Consider the following 15,548-nt stretch of genomic DNA (forward strand, 5'->3'; position numbering starts at 1 on the left):
CATGTTTGCGTTCGCAACAAGCATCAACCGAAAACTGATGGCGCTCTTGCTTGCCGTCACGATTATTCCGATCACCGTATCAATGATTATCTCGAATTATTACATCAAGGATAAGGTCACGGCGCAGTCGATTCACGAGAATCAGAACCTGCTTGCGCTCGGCAAAAATAACATACTGGGCTATATGGACAAGATCAACGAAAACTCGCTTGACGTGTATTTGAATATCAACAAGTCCAACTCGCTGTATGCCTTGATTGAACGGGGAGAGTCGCCTAATGTGAACGTTCCGCTGTTCGACGAGAAAAATAATCTGCAGATTTACGCCCATATGCTGAACATTTATCAGTCTACGAACGGCATTCATCAAATTCAGCTGCAGATCGGGGAAGGGAAGCTGACGTACCTGATGGCACGGGGGTTTTTCCGCAGAGGGATCAATCAGCCGCTGGAATGGCCGGTTGGACAAGGCACGAGTCCGAAGCCTTTCGTTGAGGCGACGCATACAAGCGCGCATTACAATCTGGATTGGAGCTCTGCCGTCAAAGAGGAAAGCGTTTTCACCCTCCGCCGGCCGATTATCCGTACACCTAGCGATGAAGTGATCGGTTATTTGTCCATGGATGTCAAATCCGAAGAACTGAATCAAATCTGCCGGCAGCTCACGATGTCGACCGAGGAGCAGCTCTATATTCTCGACCGGAGCCGTAATTTCGTATGCTCGGTGAATGGCCGGGAAGATCAGTCCCAGCTGAAATGGACGGATCAGGTACTTGCTTCCGAGCAGGGAAACGGCGTCATCAAATGGAAGGATCAGTCTTTTTCCGGCATTGTGATCTATGATACACTGAGTACCAATTATATGGATTGGGTCGTTGTGAAGCAGCTTCCTTACTCGTATCTGTACGAGAGCGCAACGGCGATCCGGACGATCAATACGTCTGTCATCGCCATCTTTATGGTGCTTGCGGTTATCGCAAGCTTCCTGGTCAGCTATCAATTCACGAAGCCGATCAAACGGCTCATCGGCCATATTAACCAGGTTCAATCCGGGAATTTCAATGTCGCCGTTCCCGTGGACCGGAAGGATGAGATCGGCATATTGGCAAGGCGTTTCAACACGATGATTCAGACGATCCGGGACCTGATTAACAGTGAATACCGGCTTGAAATCGCCAATAAGACCAATCAGCTGAGAGCGATGCAGGCACAGATCAATCCGCATTTTCTGTACAATGCCCTGCAGTCGATCGGGACGCTTGCCCTGCATGCCGGAGCTCCCAAGGTGTATACGCTTATTACGTCCATTGCGAAAATGATGCGTTACAACATGAACACGAGCGAGTCGATTGTTCCATTTGTGATGGAATTAAATCATGCCAAGGCCTATCTGGAGCTTCAGCAGCAGAGATTTAACGAGCAGCTGACCGTGCATTACGCTATTGATCCGGCGTCCCTGCAGGTGCAAGTGCCGAAGATGCTGCTGCAGCCGCTGATAGAGAACTATTTCAAGCATGGCTACGAAACATCAGGACGGAACGGAATTCTTCGGCTATTCTCGGAGGTCACGGATGATGGAGGCTGGCTCACGATTCGACTCGAGGATAATGGCAGCGGAATGGATCAAGAAAAGCTGCGCGAGTTGAGACAGCTGTTGTTCCGTTCGACGGGAGCATTGCTGGAGGAGCAGAAGAGTATTGGCATCAGCAATGTGTGGATGCGGCTGAAGCTTTATTATAGCGAGGAAGCGGAGATGAGCATGGACTCATCGCCTGCGGGAGGATTTACCGTTACCCTGCGAATACCCGTGCAAGAGCTGGAGGAACGAGCATGAAAATACTGATTGTAGACGATGAACAACATGTGCGCGAAGCGATCAAGCTGCTGATTGATTGGGAGCTGCTTGGGATCAAAGAGATCTATGAAGCCGATAACGGCGATACAGCCATTGAGCTGCTGGGGAAGATTCAGCCGGAGATCGTCATTACGGATATGCGGATGCCAAGCAAGGATGGCGTGGAGCTGCTGGCCTGGATGAAGGAGCATGGGCGCAGGAGCAAAGCAATCGTCATCAGCGGTTATGATGATTTCCATCTGGTGCGCAGCTCGATGAAATACGGCGGTCAAGACTATTTGCTAAAGCCGATTGATCCCGAGCAGCTGATGGAGGCGCTCCAGAAAGCAAAGCATAGCTGGGAGCAAGAGGAAGAAGCGCGTAAACGGGATCAGCAGCGAAGCATAGAGATGAATCAGATCAAGCCCGTTTATCGGGACAAGCTCTTCTCGTCGATGATCAGCGAAGCCGGCGCGGGCGGTCAAGTGGCGGTTCCCGCCGTGCTGAGGGAGGAGTTCGGGCTTGACGGCGTTGAGCAATGCCAAGTGATCATTCTGAGCACGGGAATGCTGGAGCCGCAGATCTCCCGGAAGTTTGACGGCAACCGGGACCTGCTTACCTTTTGCCTGATTAACGTGTGCAACGAAATATTGAAGCAGAGGAATGGCGGCTTCGCATTCCGTTATTGGAACAGCGACAACGAGATTATTATTTTGCTGTGGGACCGGCTTGCGGACTGGGAAACGCTGCTGAGCCTCATAACGGAAGGAATCTTGAAGTCGATTCATGGACGGTTTCATTACGGGGTGGGGCAGCCGCAGCCTTTTCCTAGCGGATTATCTTTATCGTATCAAGCGGCCCGATTGGCGCTTAAACAGCGTAATTTGCTGGAGGAGAGCAGCTTTATTCATAAAAGCGAGCAAGCCTTTAAGGCTGGAGTATATTCCCTGAGCATCGCCTCTTATGAAGAGCGCTTCAGGCTTGCGGCGTGGAGCGGCAAGGAGAAGGATATGGGGACGGCGGTAGACAGCTTCCTGGAGACGGCTCGGCAGCTGCCGGTCATTACGCAAGAGCAGATGGAGTTATGGCGCTTTGAATATGAGTCGATGCTAAGCCGCTGGAGACAGGATCTTGCGGCGAAACAGGACATGCAGGCAAGCGCTGAACCGCCTTCCGGCCGGCCGTTATTCCTGCTCTTGGACGAGCGGGGGAGATTGTCTTTGGAATTATGCAGGCGCGAGCTTATGAACGGATTAACCGCGTTTGCGGCTATTGCCGGCGCCGGAGGCAACAAAGAGCATAGCATCATGCGGGATATTGCGAAATACATGGAGCAGCATTATAACCGAGAGGTGACGCTTCAGGACATATCCGACAGGTTCTATCTAAGCCGGGAGTATATCTCACGTCGCTTCAAGCAGGAGATGGGAGAGAATGTATTCGATTATCTTGGCCGCATAAGGGTCGAGAAAGCGAAGCTGCTGCTGCAAAATCCGAACCTGAAGATCGCCCAGATCGCCGAGATGGTCGGGTATGACGACGATAAATATTTCAGCAAGGTGTTCAAGAAGTTTGAGGGGCAGTCGCCCAACCAGTACAGGAAATTGTGATGCGCGCAAGATTCAAGTAAGGTTCAGGCGTAACTACGAATTCGAATGTTCTTCCGACCGCTGTTGCTCGGGGATTCCTTGATTAGATTATTTTTAAGGTTGGAATCCCCAAGCAAAGGCGGGCACTGCGTTTCTCCAGAATCATTCGAGCTTCTTCGTTACCGTTTAACCTTCTTAAAAAGTGCGCTCATAAAGGAAAAAAGCGATATGTAAAGGAGCTGGCCATGAGGCAGCTCCTTTTTTGATGGATAGCAGGATTGGTTTGTTATTCGATCATGCTTTTTGTGGCGTGGTACATGCTCTCCGCGTATTTGTCGATTTCATCGCGCGACATGCGGAGGCGGTCTACGGAGGTGCCGTAGCCGATCTCCGGCTTGCCTTCCGCAAGGCCCTGGAAGATGCCTTCAGCGAAGGCGTCGAGCGGTTCTCCGTGCACGTGCAGGCCAGCTCCGCCCAGGTTGGTATTTACTGCCGGAGGGGCTATCTCAATGACCTCAACGGATGTCTCCGAGAGCTGATGTCTCAGACTCATCGTGAAGGAATGAAGTGCCGCTTTCGTAGCAGAATAGATCGGTGCAATTGCAAACGGAGTAAAGGCAAGACCCGATGTGACGTTAAGGATTGCGGCATTTTCCTTAGCTGCAAACACTGGAGCGAACAGCATCGAAAGATGGAAGGGAGCCTCAATGTTTGTTGTGATTTCTTTGTTGAAATAGGCCCAATCCAATTTCGCATCGGCTTTTAACACGCTGAACCTTTGCTGGATTCCGGCATTGTTAACGAGCACATTAACTTCCGGATAATTGGCTGTTACCCAATCAAACAAGGCGATCCGCTCGGCTTCATTTTCTAAATCACTGACACGAGTTATAAGGCCCGGGAGCTTCTCTTGTGCTTCTTGCAGAACATTCTCGCGTCGTCCAGTCACAATAACGGTATTTCCTGCTTGGATAAAGCGCTCTGCAAAAGCGAGTCCGATTCCGGAGCTTCCGCCTGTAATAAGAATCGTATTTCCTGAAAGTTTCATCGTAGCGCCTCCTGAGTGCGTTTAATATAACGCGTGATTTTCTCCTGGATTCCTTCCAGGGACTCTGTCATTGACGATATTTCAGCTAGTACAACCTGTTTATGGTTGTTCAGCATATCAAGCCGTTGTTCAATCGTGCTGTCCCCCGCAACTACCCAATCGATATATTGCTTGATATCGCTTATGGACATGTTTGTGTTCTTCAAACAGCCAACCGTTACAAGAAGCGAGATTTGATCTTCCGAAAATAACCGCCTCCCTGCGCTATCGCGCTCGATTAAGGGCAGCAGGCCTTTTTTTTCATAAAAACGCAAGGTTGATTCCGGTATTTTTAATCTAGCCGCAGCCTCGCCAATTGAATAATATTTCATCTGGAGTCCTCCAATATGATGTCGACGAAATTATCATACGACTTAAACCTTGGTTTAAGTCAAGCGGAATGATGAGATGAAAATTTTACACAAACATCATGCAGATTTTATATACCGCAACATGTCCTTTTATATACTTATTTCGACGGATTCCATGGACTAGGGTGGTAGAGCAAATGTTGAAAAAACGCGACCTGCATGAATGTCATTCCTTATACAGCTTGATGATCGACCCTGCGGTGTTTCCTTACGTTCGTTATAAATCTCAATCCTACGAAGAGTATCTATTCGCTACCAAGCAGCTGATTGTTGAAGAAGAGCAGAAGACGGCCATCTCCAGAACCATCCTTGATGAGCTGGGACATCCCATCGGCACCATCGATTTATATGATATTGTGAACAAAACAGGCTTCTTGGCCACCTGGATTGGCATTCCTTATTTCGGAAAGGGTTATAACCAGCGGGCAAAGGAATCATTTTTTGCGGAGCTGTTCTTTGAGCATGGGATAGAAACCGTCTATCTGAAAATCCGAAAACAAAATATCCGGTCGAAAAAGGCGGTGGAAAAACTGCCATATGCCCAGTTGGCCAACGAGATCAAGCCGCTTATGTACCAAATGATCAATCATGCGCAGCCTATTTACGATTTGTATCAAGTGGAACGTTCAAGCTTCTTGGAAGGCTGTGCGGCTTTTCCGCAGGATATTGCCACCTAACCAAAAAACGCCGCAAGGATTTTCCCTTGTGGCGTTTTTTTATATAAAAATTATTGCGGTTTGCACGCTTCCGAGCAGTGGCGCTCATGCTCCGCTTCGCATTCCTCGCAGCAGATATGCCGCTTGTCGCAGGTCACGTTCGCGCAGTTCACGTAACGGTCTTCCGGCTTGCCGCAATGATGGCAGGCACCGATTACGACATCTTCTTCCGTCCGGTTGATCGGCACGGAGATCCTGTCGTCAAACACATAACATTTGCCATCCCATAAACGGCCCTTTACTTCCTCGTCTTTGCCGTAAGTGACAATGCCGCCCTCGAGCTGGGCAACATCCGTGAAGCCTTCTTCCAGAAGCACTCCCGTCAGCGTCTCGCAGCGAATTCCGCCCGTGCAGTAGGTAAGGATCGGCTTGTTCTTCGCATCCTCGGGCAGGTTCTTGCGGAGCCATTCCGGGAATTCGCGGAACGACTCGACCGTAGGTCGGATTGCGCCGCGGAAGTGTCCGATATCATATTCATAATCGTTCCGGCCGTCAATGATAATGACGTCATCCTGCTGAAGCTGCTCGTAAAACTCCTTCGGAGACAGCCGCTTGCCCGTCAGAACGTTTGGATCCATCTTCTTCTTGTAGCGCAAGGTTACAAGTTCGTTCTTGTGGCGGACGAATAGCTTCTTGAACACATGACCTTCGGATTCGTCAATCTTGTAGACGATGTCCTTGAATAGGGGATGTTCGTTCATATAAGCCATATAGGCATCCGTCTGTTCAATCGTGCCGGAGCAGGTGCCGTTAATCCCTTGATCGGAGATGAGGATACGTCCCTTCACGCCAAGCTGCTTGCAGAAGCGCAGATGCTCGGCAGTGACTTGCTCGGGGTTCTCCACATGCACGTATTTATAATAAAGCAGAATGCGGTAAGGTTTATTTTCGGTCATTGGCTTACTCTCCAAAAAACTGTTTGATTTCCTCTTGCACGGCTTCTTCCACCTGTTTGAGGCATTCTTCCTTGGTGTCCGCGTAAATCCGGGTCTCGTTCACCATCGCATAAGGTCTTGCCCGGCACAAATTGCACATATTCAGGCAATCGGTGCGCATGACCGCGGATTCCGGGAATTTCTCCTCAAGCTCCTCAAGAGGCAGCAGCGCCATTTCGTTGCGGGTGCATACCTCGACAACAACCAGCCCTAGTCCCATCACTAATCACCGACCAGACAAAACTTTTAATTGACGTTTCGGCTCGTCATTTACTTTACATTCCGGCGAGCAGTAGCTCTCATGTTCAGCCTCGCATTCAGGGCAGCAAATATGCTTGCGATGGCAGAGATCGTCCGCGCAGTTGATGTAGCGGTCTTCCGCTTTGCCGCAGTGGTAGCACTTGCCAACGACAATATCTTCGTCCGTCCGGTTGATCGGCACGGAAATGCGCTCATCAAATACATAACATTTGCCGTCCCACAGATGACCTTTTACTTCTTCATCTTTACCGTAGGTGACGATGCCGCCCTCCAGCTGATTCACGTCCGAAAAGCCTTCTTCCAGAAGGACGCCGGTCAGGGTCTCGCAGCGGATGCCGCCCGTGCAATACGTTAGAATCTTTTTGTTCTTCGCGTCTTCCGGCAAGTTCTTGCGGATCCATTCCGGGAATTCGCGGAAGGATTCGACCGTTGGACGGATCGCGCCGCGGAAGTGTCCGATATCATATTCATAATCGTTGCGGCCGTCGATAATAATAACGTCATCTTGCTGTAATTGCTCATGGAATTCCTTCGGCGACAGGTGTTTGCCCGTGCGGACGTTAGGATCAAGCTTCTTGTCGTAACGCAGGGTAACAAGCTCTTTCTTGTGACGGACGAAGATCTTCTTGAATACATGGCCTTCGGACTCGTCAATTTTATAGACCATATCGGCAAACAGAGGATTGCTGCGCATATGCGCGATATAAGCATCCGTCTGCTCGACGGTACCCGAGCATGTGCCGTTGATGCCTTGCTCGGAGATCAGAATGCGGCCTTTAACGCCAAGATCCTTACAGAATTGAAGATGCTCTGCAGTAAGCTCCTCAGGGTTGTCGATGTGAACATATTTATAGTACAAAAGAATACGGTAAGGTTTGTTTTCGCTCATGTCTAACGCTCCATTATATAAGATTATCACTATATGTTAAAACTCTTAAATGACTTAGTCAACAACGATTCGAAGGCATTCTGTTGAACAAATCATGCCTATTACCACAATAGAATTTATGTGTTTTCAAAGCAATGGAAAATATTCTGCGATAAAAATGACTTAAAGTACAGGTCTTCATGGATTCATTACCTCTTTGAGGAAAATGGACGAGCAGACAGGCAAAGTGGCGTCTTTCCGGGTGACCACGCCGATGGCGCGGGTGGGGAGAACCTCTGTCAATTTCGCCTCGAATAACGTTCCGTTATTCAGCTCCTGCTGGGCGAACCGGCGGGTGAGGAAAGCCGTTCCGTAGCCCCTCTGCGCGAATTCGATAATCATCTCCGTGCTCGTCAGTTCAATATCCGGTTCCTTGTAGATACCATGGCCGGCGAGCCATTGCTCGACGAAGAGCCGGGTACTGCTGCCCGTAGTAGGCAATAATAAAGGAAGCTTAAGAAGCTCCTGAACGGATACTGGCTCCGCTGCCAGTTCCTTATAGGCTTCGCCAACAAGGAAACAGTCCTGTATGGACATCAGCGGCTGAATCGCCAGCTCCTGATCGTCAAAGGGCAAATGCACAAAGCCAAGATCGATATTCTCTTCTTTAAGCTGCTTCGAGATCTCGTTGGTCTTGCTTTGCTGTAGACGGATCCGAACCTGCGGATGCTCCGCGTGAAAATGCTCGATATGAGGCAGCAGAATATGCTTGATAATCGGGCCGCTTGCTCCGATCCGAAGGTCGCCTCCATGCAGGTTCGCAAGCTCCAGCAATTTGCGTTCTCCGCGCTCAATAAGGTGGAACGACTGCTCGATATAGTCCAGCAGTGCTTTTCCTTCTATAGTAAGCTTTACGCCCTTGGAGCCGCGGTCGAATAATTTGACCCCGAACGAATCCTCCAGCTGCTTGATCGCGTAGCTGACCGATGGCTGGGTTACGTGTAGAATTTCGGCAGCTTTTGTAAAGTTGCCCGTTCTTGCCGTGTATAAGAAAATCCGGTAGCTTTCCAGGTTATTCGATTTGTTTGGCATAAACCCTCTCTATTGCAAGGCTATTGTATTGTGATTTCATTTATCGCACATTTGAAATTATAATGAATTTAAACAAGATAGTCAAAAGAGAAAGGTTGGTTGTTTATATGTCAGGAAGCAGCTTTGGCACTCATTTCAAAATGACAACGTTTGGCGAATCGCACGGCGAGGCAGTTGGAGTAATTATTGACGGCGTTACACCGGGAGTTGAGCTTACGGAAGCGGATATTCAGGTGCAGATGGACCGCCGCAAGCCGGGTCAATCCTCGGTTACGACTCCGCGTAAAGAATATGATATTATCCGCATTCTGTCCGGTGTCTTCGAGGGCAAAACGACAGGCGCGCCGCTGGCCGTTATGTTGAACAATACGGACATGAAATCGAAGGATTATGAAGCGAACCGCCGATTGTTCCGCCCGGGTCATGCCGATTTCACATACGTGCAGAAATACGGTCACCGCGATCACCGCGGAAGCGGACGTGCTTCGGGCCGCGAAACGGCTGGCCGCGTAGCCGCTGGCGCTATTGCCCGCAAGCTGCTGGAGCGCCGCGGCGTCTCCATCGTGGCGTACACGAAAGAAGCAGGCGGAATTAAATGCGAGACGTTTGACGAGACCGTTATTGAGAAAAATCCGATGCGCGCTGCTGATCTGAACGCGGCGGACAGAATGGTAAAACTCGTGGAGGAGCTCGCGGCGGCAGGCAACAGCTGCGGCGGTGTCGTGGAATGCATCATCCGCGGCGTGAAGCCGGGGATTGGCGAGCCGGCGTTTGATAAGCTGGATGCGGAGCTGGCGAAGGCCATGCTGTCGATCGGCGCGGTAAAAGGCGTTGAGTTTGGCGCAGGCTTCTCGGCTACAACGATGCTGGGCAGCGAGCATAATGACGGAATGGACGCCAACGGCTTCCTGACGAACAATGCCGGCGGCATTGTTGGCGGCATCAGCACGGGTCAGGATATTGTTTTCCGTATCGCGGTAAAACCAACCTCGTCGATCTCGCTTCCTCAGCAAACGGTTGATGAGGATGGTACGGAGCACACCATTCAAACGATTGGCCGCCATGATCCGTGCATCTGCCCTCGCGTTGTGCCGGTTGTAGAAGCGATGGCTTGCATGGTGCTTGAAGATTTGTACAAACGCCACGCTGCTCTTCATGATTAATTTTATTTTATCAATAAATATTACATCCCTCGTAGAAAATAAACTATAATGATTGGTGTTATGGTTTATCATGCAAGAAAGAAGGGGAATTGGACTTGACGCCGTTTGAATTTCTAACTACTTTGCTGTCCATTGTATTTATTGATCTTATCCTGGCTGGAGATAATGCGATTGTAATCGGTATGGCGGCAAAACGGCTTCCGAAGGAACAGCAGAAGAAAGCGATTCTGTACGGTACCTTCGGAGCCGTGTTGCTGCGGATAATTGCCACGGTGCTGGTTGTGTATCTGCTGGAGATTCCTTGGCTGCTTGTAGCAGGGGGGCTTATGCTTCTCTGGATCGCGTACAAGCTTCTGGTACAGGAAGAGGATCATGGCAACATTAAAGCGGGCAATACGCTGTGGGCCTCCGTATGGACCATTGTTATTGCGGATGCGGCAATGGGACTGGATAACGTTATCGCCGTAGCAGGCGCCGCTCATGGTCATACGCTGCTGGTCGTCATTGGTCTGCTCATCAGCATTCCTATTGTTGTATGGGGAAGCACCTTGTTCATCAAGCTGCTTAGCAAGTTCCCCTGGATTATCTACGCCGGTTCTGCCGTATTGGCTTATACGGCTTCCAAGATGATTACGCATGAACCGGCCTGGCAGGATTGGTTCGAGGCTAATCAGGTCGTCAAATGGCTTGTGATTGCTATTGCGGTCGTAGCGGTGCTTGGCGCCGGATTGTGGACGAATGAATGGAAGAAGAAGCATCCGGAAGCTGCTCACGAGTAGCTGACGATAAACCGCCCTTCAAGCAAATTTGCTTGGAGGGCGGTTTTGTTTTATCTATTTTTTAGCGTCAAACACTGATTTTTGTACCTTTATGTCTGGTATTTGTATAGAGGTTTTCCAATTATCCCCTTACAATGGGCATGGTCAAGCCTTTCAACAAGAAGAAGCGCACATTGAAATTCATGTAACAGGTACAAGTCACAAGGATAAGAAAGGAGGAGCCCGAACCGCGCATTCCCGTCTTTGCCTATGATGGTTACTATGAATGGAGGTTGAAATGGATGCTAGCCGCTCGCAAAAACTACTCAACAGCTTGGACAAAGCTTCTTATTATATGTATGCTTTCTACTTTTCTAATACCGCTCAACATGACTCCCGCATTTGCAGCTGATTCGGCTGTTGTTAAGGAGGATTTCTCCGCCTATCCCGTTGGTGCTCTTACAATTGGAAGCGGTAACAATTGGACGAAGGAAGGAACCGCTCCGGCTGTCGAGGTTGTTAACAATGCGGATACGAGTAAACAATATGCCGCAATAAGTCATGATTTAACGGGCTCCTCCTACTTCGGTCAACGCTTCGCTCCCCAGACCGGAGGCATGATTCTGCAATTCGATCTTAACATGCCAACAAGCAAAGGCGGCACCTTTTGGGTGATGGAAGGAAAGGTTAACGCCACAAACGCGGCGGTTACGCGCATGGTGATGGACGGCGGCGTGTTCAAACTGCAAAATGGACCCACCCTTGTCACATATGACACCACGCACTGGTATCGCTTCACGATGATCTATAATATCCCGCAGAAGAAATACGCATTATCCATTCAAGATTTGAATACGGGCGATACCGTAACCTCGAACGAAAACTTCTACAGCGCCAGAGAGCGGATCAGCAGCTTTGGCTTTTTCACCAACGCCGGCGGCGGCCGCTATAATCTGGCCAATATCCAAGTAACCGCGCTTGATCTCGCACTTTCGAATGTACAGCTTAGCGCGGGAGAATATGCGCCAAACTTCTCCTTTGACCCTACAAACAACAATTACAATATCGATGTGCCATACTCATCGAACAGTCTGACGGTTACGCCAACCGCGAGCCATGCGGCAGGCGTTCGTCTGAAGGTCGGTGATTCCGATGTTGAAAGCGGTTCCGCGGCCGAAGTTCCGTTAAGCGGAGCCTCGTCATCGGTTGAGATCACGGTTGCTTCCAAGGATTATCCGGATGTAGCCCGCACGTATACGATTGCTGTCCATAAGCTGGACAAGGCTCCCGTCGTGACGGACCTGGCTGCGGAAGGACAAGACGGCAAGGTGCTTATCGGCTGGAAGGCCCCGATTGATCCGGCTTACAAAGAGGCCAATATTTACAAGGTAAATGGAGACGGATCGGAGACACTTGCAGCTTCCGTGCCAAAAGGAACGTACATTGCCGCCGTTAACGGACTTGAGAACGGGACGGAATATTCGTTTAACTTAAAGGCCGTGTACGAATACGAGGGTGAAGAGATCACCGAGTCAGCTCCCGTAACGATTAAGGCAAAGCCGCAGCTGCTGCCAGCCCGGCAAATGGAGGACTTGGGACGTGGTCTTGTCGCGATTGGACAAGATGATCATGTCTTCCTCTCCTGGCGTCTGCTAGGTACGGAACCGGATAATATCGGCTTTAACGTGTATCGTGACCGGGTGAAAATCAACTCCGCTCCCGTTCAATCGAGCACCAACTATGTGGATGAAGAGGGAAGGGCAGATTCCTCCTATTATGTTCGAGCTGTTCTGAACGGTACGGAGCAGGAGCCATCCGAAACGGTTCAGCCATGGAATGCCAGTTACTTGAACGTGCCGCTAGATAAACCAGCAGATGGCGTGACGAGTGCGGCCGAAGCTTACAGCTACCGCGCAAATGACGCTTCCGTAGGTGATTTGGATGGAGACGGCGACTACGAAATCGTGCTGAAATGGGATCCAAGCAATTCGAAAGACAATTCCCAATCGGGTATTACCGGCAATACGTATCTAGATGCTTACCAAATGGACGGTACGCGCCTGTGGAGAATCGACATGGGTCCAAACATCCGTTCAGGAGCGCATTATTTGCACCCGATGGTCTATGACCTGGATGGAGACGGTAAAGCGGAGATCGCTGCACGTACGGCTGACGGCACGATTGACGGCACAGGTACGGTTATTGGCGACGCGGCAGCAGACTATCGCAATTCCGGCGGTTACGTATTGGAAGGGCCGGAGTTTTTCACGATCTTTGAAGGAGCAACAGGTAAGGCGTTAGCTACGGAAGATTATGATCCGCCAAGAGGCAATATCGGAGACTGGGGAGATACGTACGGCAACCGGATCGACCGATTTGGCGCAGCGATTGCCTATTTGGACGGCGTGCGTCCTAGCCTTATTTTACAACGCGGTTACTATACCCGAATGGTGCTGGTTGCGTACAACTGGAGAGACGGCGAACTGAGCAAGCTGTGGAAATATGATTCCCCGGCCCAATCGTACGGACAAGGCAATCATCAGCTCAGCGTGGCGGATGTGGACGCGGATGGCAAGGATGAGATTGTGACCGGCAATTCGGCCATTAATGAAGACGGGACATTGCTTTGGAGTACCAACTATGGCCATGGAGATGCGATGCATCTTGGCGATCTGAATCCTTCCCATCTGGGACTCGAGCTATGGACCGTGCATGAGGAGACCGGCGCTCCGTACTCGGCAACGATGATTGATGCCCGGACGGGACAGGCTTTGTATGGACAGCCTCAGGTTGGCGCGGATACGGGCAGGGGCTTGTCGGCTGACGTAGATCCAAGATACAAAGGCGAAGAATCCTGGGCGATTGATGCCACAAAGTCGGGTGCAACGGAAAGCAACATGAATGGCTTTATGTTTAACTCGGAAGGCACAAAGATCTCGACTCAAATCCCAACCTCAAACTTTGCGATCTGGTGGGATGGAGACTTAAGCCGCGAGCTGCTTGATCATGACTGGAATGCTTCAACGGGCAACGGCGTTCCGAAGATCGATAAATGGGATTACGAGAATAACTCGCTTGATCGCCTTGAAACGTTTACCGGCACGTATTCCAACAACGGGACTAAGGGCAATCCGTCTCTGCAGGCCGATCTGCTCGGTGACTGGAGGGAAGAGGTTGTTGTAAGAACGGAAGACAGCAGCGCGCTTCGTATCTATTCAACAACAGACGTTACGGATCAGAAGATCCGCACGTTAATGCATGATCCGGTATACCGGTTAAGCATCGCCTGGCAGAACACCGGCTATAATCAGCCTCCGCATACAAGCTTCTATCTGGGCAACGGAATGGAAGCGCCGGATGCGCCAAACATGTATCTCGTACAAGCGCCCGTTACTTCCGTTAACGGCGTATCGCTTAACAAATATGCCCTCAGCTACAAGGTTGGCGGGACAGAAACCTTAACGGCGACGGTAAATCCGGAGGATGCCGCTAATAAACAGGTAACGTGGTCATCCAGCAATACAGCTGTTGCTACGGTGAATGCTTCCGGGGTTGTGACGGCCGTCGGTGCAGGTACGGCTAATGTTACGGCAACTACGGAAGACGGTCATCGCATCGCCACGGCTGTCGTGACCGTAACAACAGCCGGCGGCGGTACGACACAGCCGGATACGCCTTCAACGGGAACAACGGGTTCCGTGACGGTTCAAGACGGTCAGATAACGGTCGAGTCTAGCGCGGATGCATCCGGCAACGTTGCCGTTTCGATTAAAGACCAGGATATTCAAAAGGCATTGGCGCAAGACAATGATCAGCTGCTCGATATAAGGGTAAAACCGGGTGCGGGAACAAAATCCGTTACGGTAGATACTCCTGTTCGCGGCGCGCATCATATTCGGATTGCTTCCGGACTTGCGACCTTTACGGTAAGCGGAGAGCTGCTCACGGAGAAGTCGGCCTCCAAACTTCAAGTGAAGGTATCGAAGGTCGAGGACAACCAGCTGTCCGCCGAGGCGAAAAAACAGCTGGGCGGTCATGCGGTGTACGATATCGAAGTCAGTCTGGACGGTGTTAAGCTGACGGATCTGAAGCCGGGAAGCATTCAATTGGCTATTCCCTATGTATTAGGAGACAAAGAGGATCCGAATCAAGTGGTCGTCTATTACGTGAATGCAAACGGTCAGCTTGAAGTCGTTAAGAACGCCAGATACAACAAAGCGACGGGTATGGCGGAGTTTACGCCAGCTCACCTGAGCAAGTACAGTGCGGCTAATGCGGGTCTCTCCTTCTCCGATCTTGCTAAAGCAGCCTGGGCAAAAGACAGCGTTCTATTCCTCGCCGCGAGAGAAGTTATTCAAGGGGTTGGAGCAGGGAAGTTTGAGCCTAACAGCCATGTGACGCGCGCGGCATTCCTGAAAATGCTGATGGGTGCATTAGAGCTGAACGATCCGGCAGCAACAGGAACGTTTACGGATGTGTCAAGCGGCGCTTGGTATGCGGAGTCGGTATTTAGCGCACAGAAGCTGGGGATTGTAAACGGCAAGCCTGATGGCAGCTTTGGCGTGAACGATGATATTACCCGCGAAGAGATGGCGGTGATGATTTACCGTGCGGCTCAGCTGGTTAAGCTTGATCTGGCCGGCGATTCTGCGGTGAAGCCATTCCTTGACCAAAGTAAAATCAGCAGCTATGCTTCGGAAGCCGTACAGTCGATCTATAAAGCCGGACTGATTCAAGGAATGGGTGATGGCAGCTTTAAACCTCAGGGGGATGCAACTAGAGCGGAGGCTGCTCAGCTCATATATAACCTGTTTACGAAGGTGAACGGGTAAAGAAAAATATATCGAAAGAAAAAAAGGTGAGCCGCTAAGGAC

General features: G+C 50.5%; 12 protein-coding genes. 6 read left to right on the forward strand and 6 right to left on the reverse strand.

The genetic code is table 11. The features are described from left to right. Window position 1 precedes the first annotated feature (1 nt). Window positions 2-1,834 carry a cache domain-containing sensor histidine kinase gene (locus M3194_RS06910; protein WP_251652701.1) on the forward strand — a complete coding sequence of 611 codons (1,833 nt, stop codon included), beginning with the start codon at window positions 2-4 and terminating at the stop codon, window positions 1,832-1,834. Next, window positions 1,831-3,444 carry a response regulator gene (locus M3194_RS06915; RefSeq protein ID WP_251652702.1) on the forward strand — a complete coding sequence of 538 codons (1,614 nt, stop codon included), beginning with the start codon at window positions 1,831-1,833 and terminating at the stop codon, window positions 3,442-3,444. Before M3194_RS06910 ends, M3194_RS06915 begins: the two co-directional genes overlap by 4 nt. A gap of 265 nt (window positions 3,445-3,709) precedes the next feature. On the opposite strand, the gene M3194_RS06920 is transcribed toward M3194_RS06915, so the two are convergent. Together M3194_RS06920 and M3194_RS06925 are read right to left on the reverse strand one after the other, a co-directional pair. Further along, window positions 3,710-4,471 (reverse strand): SDR family oxidoreductase, encoded by a 762-nt coding sequence (locus tag M3194_RS06920; RefSeq protein WP_251652703.1) that lies wholly within the window; start codon window positions 4,469-4,471, stop codon window positions 3,710-3,712. After that, window positions 4,468-4,842: a MerR family transcriptional regulator gene (locus M3194_RS06925; protein WP_251652704.1), complete on the reverse strand. Its 375-nt coding sequence runs from the start codon at window positions 4,840-4,842 to the stop codon at window positions 4,468-4,470. Before M3194_RS06925 ends, M3194_RS06920 begins: the two co-directional genes overlap by 4 nt. A 176-nt stretch (window positions 4,843-5,018) precedes the next feature. Here M3194_RS06925 and M3194_RS06930 point away from each other — a divergent pair, with 176 nt between their 5' ends. Beyond that, the gene (locus M3194_RS06930; protein WP_251652705.1) at window positions 5,019-5,558 is read left to right on the forward strand and encodes a GNAT family N-acetyltransferase; all 540 of its coding nucleotides are present in this window, start codon (window positions 5,019-5,021) and stop codon (window positions 5,556-5,558) included. A 50-nt stretch (window positions 5,559-5,608) separates the two neighbouring features. Here the strand turns inward: M3194_RS06930 and trhO (M3194_RS06935) are convergent, their stop codons facing one another. The 4 genes from trhO (M3194_RS06935) to M3194_RS06950 all read right to left on the reverse strand — a co-directional run bounded on the left by trhO (M3194_RS06935) (window position 5,609) and on the right by M3194_RS06950 (window position 8,753). After that, window positions 5,609-6,493, reverse strand: coding sequence for an oxygen-dependent tRNA uridine(34) hydroxylase TrhO (trhO, locus tag M3194_RS06935; RefSeq protein ID WP_251652706.1), 885 nt, complete (start codon window positions 6,491-6,493; stop codon window positions 5,609-5,611). Between the two features lie 4 nt (window positions 6,494-6,497). Next, window positions 6,498-6,752 (reverse strand): DUF1450 domain-containing protein, encoded by a 255-nt coding sequence (locus M3194_RS06940; protein ID WP_251652707.1) that lies wholly within the window; start codon window positions 6,750-6,752, stop codon window positions 6,498-6,500. Between the two features lie 6 nt (window positions 6,753-6,758). Next, entirely contained in the window at window positions 6,759-7,682 is a 924-nt protein-coding gene (gene trhO / locus M3194_RS06945) for an oxygen-dependent tRNA uridine(34) hydroxylase TrhO (RefSeq protein WP_251652708.1), read from the reverse strand. Between the two features lie 177 nt (window positions 7,683-7,859). After that, entirely contained in the window at window positions 7,860-8,753 is an 894-nt protein-coding gene (locus M3194_RS06950; RefSeq protein WP_251652709.1) for a LysR family transcriptional regulator, read from the reverse strand. A 107-nt stretch (window positions 8,754-8,860) separates the two neighbouring features. Between M3194_RS06950 and aroC the strand changes: the two genes are divergently transcribed. The 3 genes from aroC (at window position 8,861) to M3194_RS31210 (ending at window position 15,506) form a co-directional block, all read left to right on the forward strand. After that, window positions 8,861-9,916, forward strand: coding sequence for a chorismate synthase (gene aroC, locus M3194_RS06955; RefSeq protein ID WP_251652710.1), 1,056 nt, complete (start codon window positions 8,861-8,863; stop codon window positions 9,914-9,916). An 89-nt stretch (window positions 9,917-10,005) separates the two neighbouring features. Further along, on the forward strand, window positions 10,006-10,695 hold the full coding sequence (locus M3194_RS06960) for a TerC family protein (protein WP_397334287.1): 690 nt from the start codon (window positions 10,006-10,008) through the stop codon (window positions 10,693-10,695). Between the two features lie 281 nt (window positions 10,696-10,976). Then, a complete protein-coding gene (locus tag M3194_RS31210; protein ID WP_285889159.1) occupies window positions 10,977-15,506 on the forward strand; it encodes a rhamnogalacturonan lyase family protein in 4,530 nt (1,509 codons plus the stop codon). Window positions 15,507-15,548: the final 42 nt, after the last annotated feature.

Origin of the sequence: Paenibacillus glycanilyticus (assembly GCF_023715145.1) — a bacterium.
GTDB lineage: Bacteria > Bacillota > Bacilli > Paenibacillales > Paenibacillaceae > Pristimantibacillus > Pristimantibacillus glycanilyticus_A.

Coding starts and splice junctions, on each gene's coding strand:
- M3194_RS06910 (WP_251652701.1), top strand. CDS start 2: ATGTTTGCGTTCGCAACAAGCATCAACCGAAAACTGATGGCGCTCTTG.
- aroC (WP_251652710.1), top strand. CDS start 8,861: ATGTCAGGAAGCAGCTTTGGCACTCATTTCAAAATGACAACGTTTGGC.
- M3194_RS06940 (WP_251652707.1), bottom strand. CDS start 6,752: ATGGGACTAGGGCTGGTTGTTGTCGAGGTATGCACCCGCAACGAAATG.
- M3194_RS06915 (WP_251652702.1), top strand. CDS start 1,831: ATGAAAATACTGATTGTAGACGATGAACAACATGTGCGCGAAGCGATC.
- M3194_RS06930 (WP_251652705.1), top strand. CDS start 5,019: ATGTTGAAAAAACGCGACCTGCATGAATGTCATTCCTTATACAGCTTG.
- trhO (WP_251652708.1), bottom strand. CDS start 7,682: ATGAGCGAAAACAAACCTTACCGTATTCTTTTGTACTATAAATATGTT.
- M3194_RS06920 (WP_251652703.1), bottom strand. CDS start 4,471: ATGAAACTTTCAGGAAATACGATTCTTATTACAGGCGGAAGCTCCGGA.
- M3194_RS31210 (WP_285889159.1), top strand. CDS start 10,977: ATGCTAGCCGCTCGCAAAAACTACTCAACAGCTTGGACAAAGCTTCTT.
- M3194_RS06950 (WP_251652709.1), bottom strand. CDS start 8,753: ATGCCAAACAAATCGAATAACCTGGAAAGCTACCGGATTTTCTTATAC.
- trhO (WP_251652706.1), bottom strand. CDS start 6,493: ATGACCGAAAATAAACCTTACCGCATTCTGCTTTATTATAAATACGTG.
- M3194_RS06925 (WP_251652704.1), bottom strand. CDS start 4,842: ATGAAATATTATTCAATTGGCGAGGCTGCGGCTAGATTAAAAATACCG.